Origin of the sequence: Pantoea sp. UBA5923 (genome assembly GCF_002431095.1) — a bacterium.
In the GTDB taxonomy this organism is placed as follows: Bacteria; Pseudomonadota; Gammaproteobacteria; order Enterobacterales; family Enterobacteriaceae; genus Pantoea; species Pantoea piersonii.
Window position 1 is genome coordinate 122,737 of record NZ_DJDN01000020.1, and the last position, 9,799, is coordinate 132,535.

Consider the following 9,799-nt stretch of genomic DNA (forward strand, 5'->3'; position numbering starts at 1 on the left):
TCCATGCCCGCTCGGCCCGCGCCATCCATGGCGCGGGACGCTTTGCTCTTCAGACCAGACTACCCGCTCTGCCATGTTTAGTGCGGTTTTTGACTCGTCCTTCCGCTTCCGCCGCGCCCCAGCGGCACAATCATCGGCGTATGTGCCACCGGGTCCTGCACGATCATGCAGCGCAATCCGTACACCGCCTCAATCAGCTCCGGCGTAACAATCTCCGAAGGCTTGCCCTCGGCAATAATCTCGCCGCTGCGCATCGCAATCAGATGAGTGGCGTAGCGACACGCCTGATTGAGATCGTGCAATACCACCACCAGCGTGCGGCCATGCTGCTGATTCAGATCCTGCATCAGCTCCAGCAGTTCAATTTGATGGGTAATATCGAGCCAGGTCGTGGGTTCGTCCAGCAGCAGCAGCGGCGTTTGCTGTGCCAGCACCATAGCGATCCAGACGCGCTGGCGCTGACCGCCGGAGAGCTGATCCACCGGCTGCGCAGCAATATCCGCCACGCCGGTCGCCTGCATCGCCTGCTGTACCGCCGCTTCATCCTCATCGCGCCAGCGGCCAAACAAAGGCTGATGCGGATAGCGGCCGCGCGCCACCAGTTCGCTGACGCTGATGCCCGACGGCGCCTGCGAGCTTTGCGGCAGCAGACCGAGACGCCGCGCCACCTCTTTGGTAGAGAAACGCGAAATCGCCTCGCCGTCGAGCAGCACCTGCCCCTTGAGCGGCGGCGCCAGACGGCTCAGCGCCCGCAGCAGCGTCGATTTGCCGCAGGCGTTGGGGCCGATAATCACCGTCAGTTCACCATCCGGAATCGTTACCGACAGCGCCTCCGCCACAATTTTCTTCTCGTAGCCCAGCGTCAGCGCTTCGCCCTGCAGGCGAGCAATTTTCTCTGTCATTGGCGTCGTGCCTCCCGAACCAGTAGTGCAATCAGATAAAGCCCGCCGAGGCTGACGGTAATCACGCCAACCGGCAGCTGATAAGGCAGGAAAAGGTGCTGCGCCGCGTAATCCGCCGCCAGCAGCAGCAGCGCGCCACACAGCGCCGCCAGCGGCAGCGCGCCTTTGATGCCGCCGCACAGGCGACGAGCGATCTGCGGTGCCAGCAGCGCAACGAATGAGATGGGGCCAGCCAGCGCGGTCGAAGCGGCGGTCAGCACCACGCCGAGCAGCATCAGCCACAGCCGACTGCGCTCCACCGACACGCCCAGCGCGCAGGCGGTATCATCGCCCATCTCCATCAGACGCATACGCCGCGCCATTAGCGCGGTCATCAGCAGTGCCGCCAGCAGCACGACGATTACCGGCGTCGTTTTCGCCCAGGTGATGCCGTTGAGCGATCCGGCGCTCCACAATCCCGCGCTGAGCGCCGCCTCCAGCGAGGCGCTGATAATCAACCAGCCGTTGAGCGCCATCAGCAGCGCACGCACGCTGATACCGACGATAATCAGTCGGAAGGTCTCGACGCCGTTGCGCCAGGCGAAAAGATAGACCACGCCTGCGGTAAGTACGCCGCCCAGCAGCGCCGCCAGCGTTATCGCTTCGCTGTGCTGGTGAAACAGCACCAGCGCCACCAGCACGCCGCTGTAGGCCCCGGTATTGAAGCCGAGTATGTCGGGGCTGCCGAGCGGATTGCGCAGCAAAGACTGAAAAATCGCGCCGCTGACGCCCAGCGCCGCGCCGATCAGCAACGCCATTGCCACGCGCGGCAGACGCCACTCCAGCACGATCAGCTGAACGTTGCGCGCCGCCTCGCCGGTGATTAGCTGCCAGAGCTGCGCGCCCGTAATCGGCAGCGCGCCGCGGGTGACGCCAAAAAACGCCAGCAGCGCGCAGGCCGCCAGCAGCCAGATGGTATGCCTCATCGCCCGGCTCATACCTGCCCTCTCCCCAGCTTGCGGCGTACCAGCACAATCAACATCGGCGCGCCGAGCAGCGCGGTAACGACGGCGACACGCAGCTCGCCGGGCACCATCAGACGTCCAAGAATATCGGCGGCCAGCAGCAGACAGGGCGTAATCAGCAGCGTGCCGGGCAGCATCCAGCGATGATCGTTGCCCCACAGCCAGCGGGCCAGATGCGGCGTCATCAGCCCGACAAAGGCGATCGGGCCTACGGCGGCCGTCGCGGCGCCGCTCAGCAGGGCGATAGCCAGCAGTCCCAGAATCTGCGTTCGCGCCACGCGCGTACCGAGCGCTGTCGCCAGGTCACCACCCATGCTCAGGCTGTTGAGCGAGCGCGACAGCAGCAGCGCAACCAGCACACCCACAGCCACAGCCGGATACGTCACGCGCAGTACGGCAAAGCTGCGAATATCCAGCGAGCCGCTGTGCCAGAAGCGCAGATGATCGTAAATATCGGGGTTCAGAAGAGAAAGACCGGAAGTCAGCCCTTCCAGCACCGCGCCCAGCGCCACGCCCGCCAGGGTCAGGCGCACAGGATTGACGCGGCCGCCGCCGAGCGCGCCGGTCAGCGCCACCAGCAGCGACGCCAGCAGCGCGCCGCCAAAGGCGAAGCCGAGCCAGTCGGCGGGCGAATCCGCGCCGAACAGGGCGATGCCGAGCACCACGGCGAAACCTGCGCCCGCATTAACACCCAGGATACCGGGATCGGCGAGTGGATTACGCGTCAGGCTCTGCATCAGCGCGCCTGCCAGCCCCAGCGCGCAACCCGCCATCAAACCTGCGAGAGTACGCGGCAGGCGCGCTTCGCGCACAATTATGCAGTCGGCGCCGCCGCAGCGTGTGGTCAGGGCAAGATAAACATCATGGATGGCGATCGATTTAGCGCCGAGCATCAGGCTGAGCGCGAGCAAGAGCAACAGCAGCATCCCTGAGGCGGCTATTGCGGTGAGTTGGCGCATAACGTTCCGAACCTTCACTGTTCACTGACGCGTCTGGCGCATCAATTTGATAATGATACTTGTTATCGTTATTACTCGTATTTTGTATGTTACCATGATTCGCCTCGACCATAACGAGGAAAACCGCAGCAAAAGGCATAGAAATGACCAAACCCTCCCACCTGATCGATCTCAGCCTGTTGAAGACCCACCCCGCTTTCCGCGCGGTTTTTATCGCTCGCTTTATCTCTATTGTCGCGCTCGGCATGCTGGCAGTTGCCGTTCCGGTGCAAATCCAGCAGCTGACCCGCTCCCCCGCGCTGGTCGGGCTGGCGGTTACCCTGGCGGGCGCAGGCATGTTTATCGGGCTGCTGACCGGCGGCGTGCTGGCAGATCGCTATGAGCGCAAACGTCTGATCCTGATTGCGCGCTCCACCTGCGGCCTCGGCTTCGTGGCGCTGGCCGTTAACGCTTCACTGCCGACGCCTTCGGTCAGCGCGGTTTTTCTGCTGGGCTTGTGGGACGGGTTTTTCGGCGCGATCGGCGTCACCGCGCTGCTGGCGGCGACCCCGGCGCTGGTAGGACGCGAAAACCTGATGCAGGCGGGCGCCATTACCATGCTGACGGTGCGCTTCGGCGCAATCCTCTCGCCCGCTATCGGCGGCGTGGTGCTGGCGCATGGCGGCGCGGCGTGGAACTACGCGCTCGCTGCCTTCGGTACGCTGCTCACCGTGTTGACCCTGCTCAGGCTGCCCGTGATGCCGCCGCCGCCCCAGCCGCGCGAGCATCCGCTCAGGGCGCTTGCCAGCGGCGTGCAGTTTCTTTTCGCCGCGCCGGTGGTCGGTATGGCTGCGCTGATCGGCGCGCTGGTTACGCTGGCAAGCGCGGCGCGCGTGCTCTATCCGGCGCTGGCGCCGCACTGGCAGATCAGTCTTGATGAGCTGGGCCTGATGTATGCAGCTGTGCCGCTCGGCGCGGCGCTGGGCGCGCTGACCAGCGGACGCCTGACGCAGTCGCCGCAGCCTGGGCGGCTGATCCTGGGCAGCGCCGTCGCCGCCTTCCTTGCGCTTGGGCTGTTTAGCCTGATGCCGCTGTTCGCGCTCAGCCTGGCGTGTCTGGCGGCGTTCGGCTACTTCAGCGCCATTAACAGCCTGGTGCAATACACGCTAATCCAGTCGCTGACGCCTGATGCGCTGCTGGGGCGCATCAACAGTCTCTGGACGGCGCAGAATGTTACCGGCGATGCAGTCGGCGCGGCGCTGATCGGCGCGATGGGGACATGGCTGCTGCCGCAGCAGGCCACCGCGCTTTTCGGTTTCAGCGCGGCGCTGCTGGGGTTAGTGATGTGGCTCCTGATGGCGAGGCTGCGACGCTATCAGCCGCCAGCGCCGACGCTGGCGGACGAGGCGTTATGACTTAACGAACAGCTGCTCCAGACGCGTCAGCAGATGGCTGGCGCTGTAGTAGTCGAGCCGGAAAGTATCCGCGCCCAGCGCATAAACCTGCCGCTGCTTCACCGCTGCGGTTTGCGCCAGGAAAGGGTTTTGCATCAGCTGCTGCGCTGTCTGATCTTCTGCGGCAAACAGCAGGAAGCTATTGCCGTTCAGACCGCTGGCGACGTTTTCGCCAGAGAGCTGAATAATATCTTTGCGCTGGCCCATGCTGTGCATCTGCTGCAGGTTGGCGGGCGGTACGGCGAGCGTAAAGCCGAGCTGCTCCAGCAGCTTGCCCTGCGCCGATTCGCTGGTCCAGAGGTTCACCGCACGGCCGTCGCCGTTAAATACCATCGCGGAAACGGGCTGCGGCGGCAGCGTGATTTTCTGTTTCAGCGCCGCCTCCTGCTCATCAAACGCCTTAACGCGCGCCGCCGCATCAGCTTCGTGGCCGGTCGCTTCGCCAAGCAGCGTCACCAGCTGCTGCCAGCTTTTATCGTCATAGTTCACCACCAGCGTCGGCGCAATGGCCGAGAACTGATCCACCAGCTTGATGGCGGAATCGTTGCCGGTAGCGCTGACGATAATCAGATCCGGCGCTTCGGCGGCTACTGCTTCAGCGCTGGGTTCGCCGATATAGAGACGCTTGACGTTTCTGCGCTTCGCTACGTCGCCCCACTGACGGAAAAAACCCTGATCGTCGGCCAGACGGCTGCCTGGGGCGGTAGCGCCGCTGGCGATTACCGGCGCGTCGATCGCCAGCAGCGAGCCGGTCAGCGTCAGGCTGGTCGAGACGATACGCTGCGGCGCTTTTGGCAGCGTCACGCTGCCGTGGGCGCTTTGCAGCGTGCGCGGCCAGCCGCCTTCGGCCCGCGCGTCCGGGTTAGCCAGCAACGTGACGAAAACCAGCGCGGCCACCGTCATAAAAGTCCGCTTAAACATAAGATTCAGTCCACCTTTTACTGTAAGACAAGGCCCTGCCACCTTTCTGAAAGATGCGGAGATTGCGCGCTCAACGCCGCGAATTTATTGACACTCCGGCCCAATCAACGTAGGTTACAGAACCACAATACAAATGATAATCATTATTAATTATCTTATCATTTATAGGTGAAAATTATGGTTGAAACGTTGACGTTTGGAAATCCCCTGCTTGAGGATTTCTCCGCGCTGTGTCGGGGTTTTATCTTCACATCTCCGTGGCGCAGTATCGCTACGCAAGGCTGCTACACCACCGTCACCACCCCGGTGACCGATGGCGATGCGCTAAACGGCGATTTTCAACAGCAGTTGCGCCGCCACTTCGCCGCGGCAAAAAAACAGGGTATTGCCCATCCGATCCTGGTCGGCGCTATTCCCTTCGACGTCACGCAGCCCGCCGCGCTGTTTATTCCTGAATCGCATCAGACCTTTGACCGCGCCGATTTACAAGGTGCGCTGCCAGCCGTTCAGCCGCCGCTGCCGCAGGTGCGTCGCCGCGCCGCCATACCGGAGCACGACGCTTTTACCGCGATGGTGGCGCAGGCCGTTACGGCCACGCAGCGCGGTGAACTGGATAAAGTGGTGCTGTCGCGCCTGATGGATATCGTGACGGAACAGCCGGTGGATATCGCCGCGCTGATGCAGCGCATCGTGGCGCAAAACCCTGACAGCTATCACTTTCACCTGCCGCTGCCGCAGGGCGGTTCGCTGGTCGGTGCCAGCCCGGAGCTGATGCTGCGTAAAAAGGGACGTGATTTCAGCTCCTGTCCGCTCGCCGGATCTGCGCGTCGCGACGCCGTTGCCGAGCGCGACCGAGCAGCCGGCGACACTCTGATGCAGTCAGCGAAAGATCGCCACGAGCATAAGCTGGTGACGGACGCGATGCGTGAGGTGCTGCAGCCGCGCAGCCGCCTGCTCTCGGTTCCCGCTACCCCTTCTCTGCTGACGACCGCCACGCTGTGGCATCTGGCGACGCAGATCGACGGCGAAGCGCTCGACGAACAGGAGAACGCGCTGTCACTCGCCTGTCTGCTGCATCCAACGCCAGCCCTGAGCGGCTTCCCGCATCAGCGCGCGCAGCAGCTGATCCAGACGCTGGAGCCGTTTGACCGTCGGCTGTTCGGCGGAATCGTCGGCTGGTGCGACGATCAGGGCAACGGCGAATGGGTCGTGACCATCCGCTGCGGCACCGTACAGGGCGCGCGGGTGCGCCTGTTCGCTGGCGCGGGCATCGTGGCGGATTCGCAACCGGAATCAGAATGGCGCGAGACCGGTGTCAAGCTCGACACCATGCTGCGCGCTTTTGGACTGCAATAAAGGAAATACCATGTCGATCCCATACCACCGCTGGCCAGACGATCTGGCGGCGCGCTACCGCGAGAAAGGTTACTGGCTGGATGTGCCAATGACCGATATCCTGGAGCGTCATAAAAACAGCGACGCCATCGCCGTTATTGAGGGCGATCTGCAGCTGAGCTACCGTCAGCTGGCGCAGCGCAGCGACAACCTCGCCGCCGCGCTACAGCGCCGCGGGTTGAAAAACGGCGATACCGCGCTGGTACAGCTCAGCAATGTTGCCGATTTCTACGTCACCGTCTTCGCCCTGTTTAAGCTGGGCGTCGTTTCAGTCTATGCGCTGTTCAGCCACCAGCGCACCGAGCTGCAGGCCTATGCCGCGCAGATCGAACCCGCGCTGCTGATCGCCGATCGCCGCCATGCGCTGTTCGCCGACGATAGCTTTATCGACGCGCTGTGCACTGCCCAGCCGTCGCTGCGGCAGGTGATCCTGCGCAATGACAGCCAGCCGGAAAATACCCTGGAAGCGCTGATGGCCGAAGCGGCGGGCGACTACCGGCCAACGCCGACCGCCGCCGACGAAGTGGCTCTTTTTCAGCTCTCTGGCGGCAGCACCGGTACGCCGAAACTCATCCCGCGCACCCATAATGACTACTACTACAGCATTCGCGCCAGCGATGAGATCTGCGCAGTCACGGCTGAAACGCGTTACCTGATCGCCCTGCCCGCGCCGCATAACTTTGCAATGAGTTCGCCCGGCTCGCTGGGCGTCTTCTATGCGGGCGGCCAGGTGATTCTGGCCGAAGATCCCAGCGCGACGAACTGCTTCCCGCTGATCGAAAAGCATCAGGTGACCGACACCGGCCTGGTGCCGCCCGCCGTCAGCCTCTGGCTGCAGGCGATCAATGAGTGGGGCAGCAATAAGGCGCTGGCGTCTCTGCAGCGCATGCAGGTCGGCGGAGCCAGGCTGAGCGAAACCATCGCGGCGCGCATTCAGAGCGAGATCGGCTGCAGGCTGCAGCAGGTATTCGGCATGGCGGAAGGCCTGGTGAACTACACCCGCTTCGACGACGACGAGAAAACCATACTCACCACCCAGGGCCGTCCGATTTCACCGGACGATGAGGTCTGGGTGGCAGACGAAAACGGCAATCCGCTGCCGAGCGGCACTATCGGCCGTCTGATGACGCGCGGCCCCTATACCTTTCGCGGCTATTACAAAAGCCCGGAGCACAACGCGGCCAGCTTCGACGCCGAGGGTTTTTACTGCTCGGGCGATCTGATCGAGATTAACCCGCAGGGCTACATCACCGTACAGGGCCGTGAAAAAGATCAGATCAACCGCGGCGGCGAAAAGATCGCCGCAGAGGAGATTGAAAACCTTCTGCAGCGCCATGCCGATGTGATCCATGCGGCGCTGGTGTCGATGCAGGACGAGCTGATGGGCGAAAAGAGCTGCGCCTTTATCGTTTCCCGTCAGCCGATCAAACCGGTGGCGCTGCGACGCCACCTGCGCGAACTGGGCGTCGCCGAATATAAATTGCCCGACCGTATTACCTGCGTGGATGAACTGCCGCTGACGCCCGTCGGCAAAGTAGACAAGAAACGCCTGCGCCAACAGCTTGCCGATCAACAAGCACAAGCCTGACCTGTTCCGGAGATTTTATGGCTATTCCAAAACTGACCTCATATCCGCTGCCTGCCGCCGCTGAGCTGCCCACCAACAAGGTGAAATGGACGCTGGAGCCGCAGCGCGCCGCGCTGCTTATTCATGATATGCAGGCCTATTTCCTTAACTTCTGGGGCGAAAACAGCCCGCTGGTTAATCAGGTGGTGGAGAATATCGCCCGCCTGCGCGCCTGGTGTAAGGCGCAGGGCATTCCGGTGTTCTATACCGCGCAGCCCAATCAGCAGAGCGATGAAGATCGTGCGCTGCTCAACGATATGTGGGGGCCGGGCCTGAACAAACATCCGGAGCAGCAGAAGATCGTGGATGCGCTGGCACCCGATGCGGAGGATCAGGTACTGACCAAGTGGCGTTACAGCGCCTTTGTACGCTCGCCGCTGGAGTCGATCCTGCAGGAGATGGGTCGCGACCAGCTGATCATCACCGGCGTTTATGCGCACATCGGCTGCCTCACTACTGCCACCGACGCCTTTATGCGTAATATTCAGCCCTTTATGGTAGCAGATGCGCTGGCTGACTTTAGCCGCGAAGAGCATATGATGGCGCTGACCTATACCGCCGGACGCAGCGGCAAAGTAGTGATGACCGCCGATCTGATGCCGCTGCCGCTCAGCAAAGACGATCTGCGCGCGCTGATCCTGCCGCTGCTGGAGGATGACGACGTGCCGGAAGATAGCGAGAACCTGATCGACTACGGTCTGGATTCTGTTCGCATGATGGCGCTGGCGGCGCGCTGGCGTCAGGTTCACAGCGATATCGACTTCGTTAGCCTGGCAAAAAACCCGACCATCGACGGCTGGTGGACGCTGCTGTCGCGGGAGCCTGCACAATGAGCCAGCACTTCGACTTCAGCGGTAAAATCGTCTGGGTAACCGGCGCAGGCCAGGGCATCGGCTATCACACCGCGCTCGCTTTCCATGCGGCGGGCGCGCAGGTTCAGGGCTTCGACCTGCGCTTTCACGACCATGACTACCCTTTCGCCTGCCACAGGCTGGACGTTGCGGACCCGGAGCAGGTGAAAGCGACGTGCCAGCCTCTGCTGGCGCAGCAGCCGCGGCTCGACGTGCTGGTAAATGGCGCGGGCATCCTGCGCATCGGCGCGACCGATGAAATCTCATTTGAAGATTTCCAGGCCTGTCTGGCGGTCAATGTCGGCGGCGCCTTTAATATGTTTCAGCAGACGCTGCCGCTCTTTCGCCAGCAGCGGGCGGGTGCCATCGTTACTATCGCCTCTAACTCGGCGCACGCGCCGCGTATTGGCATGTCAGCGTACGGCGCGTCGAAAGCCGCGCTGCGCAGCCTTGCCCTGACGGTGGGCCTGGAGATGGCGCCTTATGGCGTTCGGTGCAATATCGTTTCGCCCGGTTCGACCGATACCGAGATGCAGCGCAGCCTGTGGCATACGCCAACCGCCGAACAGGAGATGATCGACGGCTTCCCGGATCAATATAAGCTTGGGATCCCGCTGCGTAAGATCGCCAGACCGCAGGAGATCGCCCATAACGTACTGTTCCTCGCCTCGGATCTCGCCAGCCATGTCGTGCTGCAGGATATCGTG

The 9,799-nt window shown here is 62.7% G+C and carries 9 protein-coding genes; 5 read left to right on the plus strand and 4 right to left on the minus strand.

Annotated features, from left to right (window positions below; genetic code table 11):
* Positions 1–77: 77 nt before the first annotated feature.
* From B3797_RS05170 to fepD, 3 genes are read right to left on the minus strand one after another with little or no spacing between them, the layout of a single operon-like run.
* Complete coding sequence (locus B3797_RS05170; RefSeq protein WP_311790571.1) at positions 78–902, minus strand: ATP-binding cassette domain-containing protein; 825 nt, start codon at positions 900–902, stop codon at positions 78–80.
* Positions 899–1,867, minus strand: coding sequence for an iron-enterobactin ABC transporter permease (gene fepG / locus B3797_RS05175; RefSeq protein WP_409373268.1), 969 nt, complete (start codon positions 1,865–1,867; stop codon positions 899–901). Before fepG ends, B3797_RS05170 begins: the two co-directional genes overlap by 4 nt.
* 8 nt (positions 1,868–1,875) lie before the next feature.
* A complete protein-coding gene (gene fepD, locus B3797_RS05180; RefSeq protein ID WP_311790572.1) occupies positions 1,876–2,865 on the minus strand; it encodes a Fe(3+)-siderophore ABC transporter permease in 990 nt (329 codons plus the stop codon).
* A 143-nt stretch (positions 2,866–3,008) separates the two neighbouring features.
* On the opposite strand from fepD, the gene entS reads away from it, so the two are divergent.
* A complete protein-coding gene (gene entS, locus B3797_RS05185) occupies positions 3,009–4,259 on the plus strand; it encodes an enterobactin transporter EntS (RefSeq protein ID WP_311790573.1) in 1,251 nt (416 codons plus the stop codon).
* Here the strand turns inward: entS and fepB are convergent.
* The gene (fepB, locus tag B3797_RS05190) at positions 4,254–5,201 is read right to left on the minus strand and encodes a Fe2+-enterobactin ABC transporter substrate-binding protein (RefSeq protein ID WP_414693034.1); all 948 of its coding nucleotides are present in this window, start codon (positions 5,199–5,201) and stop codon (positions 4,254–4,256) included. The genes entS and fepB overlap by 6 nt on opposite strands.
* Positions 5,202–5,396: 195 nt before the next feature.
* On the opposite strand from fepB, the gene B3797_RS05195 reads away from it, so the two are divergent.
* The 4 genes from B3797_RS05195 to dhbA all read left to right on the plus strand — a co-directional run.
* A complete protein-coding gene (locus B3797_RS05195; RefSeq protein WP_311790575.1) occupies positions 5,397–6,575 on the plus strand; it encodes an isochorismate synthase in 1,179 nt (392 codons plus the stop codon).
* A 10-nt stretch (positions 6,576–6,585) separates the two neighbouring features.
* Complete coding sequence (locus B3797_RS05200; RefSeq protein ID WP_311790576.1) at positions 6,586–8,202, plus strand: (2,3-dihydroxybenzoyl)adenylate synthase; 1,617 nt, start codon at positions 6,586–6,588, stop codon at positions 8,200–8,202.
* A 17-nt stretch (positions 8,203–8,219) separates the two neighbouring features.
* Positions 8,220–9,074, plus strand: a complete 855-nt coding sequence (locus tag B3797_RS05205; protein ID WP_311790577.1) for an isochorismatase — start codon at positions 8,220–8,222, stop codon at positions 9,072–9,074.
* Positions 9,071–9,799: 2,3-dihydro-2,3-dihydroxybenzoate dehydrogenase (gene dhbA / locus B3797_RS05210; protein ID WP_311790578.1), on the plus strand; the 729-nt coding region annotated here is incomplete at its 3' end. The genes B3797_RS05205 and dhbA, both read left to right, overlap by 4 nt.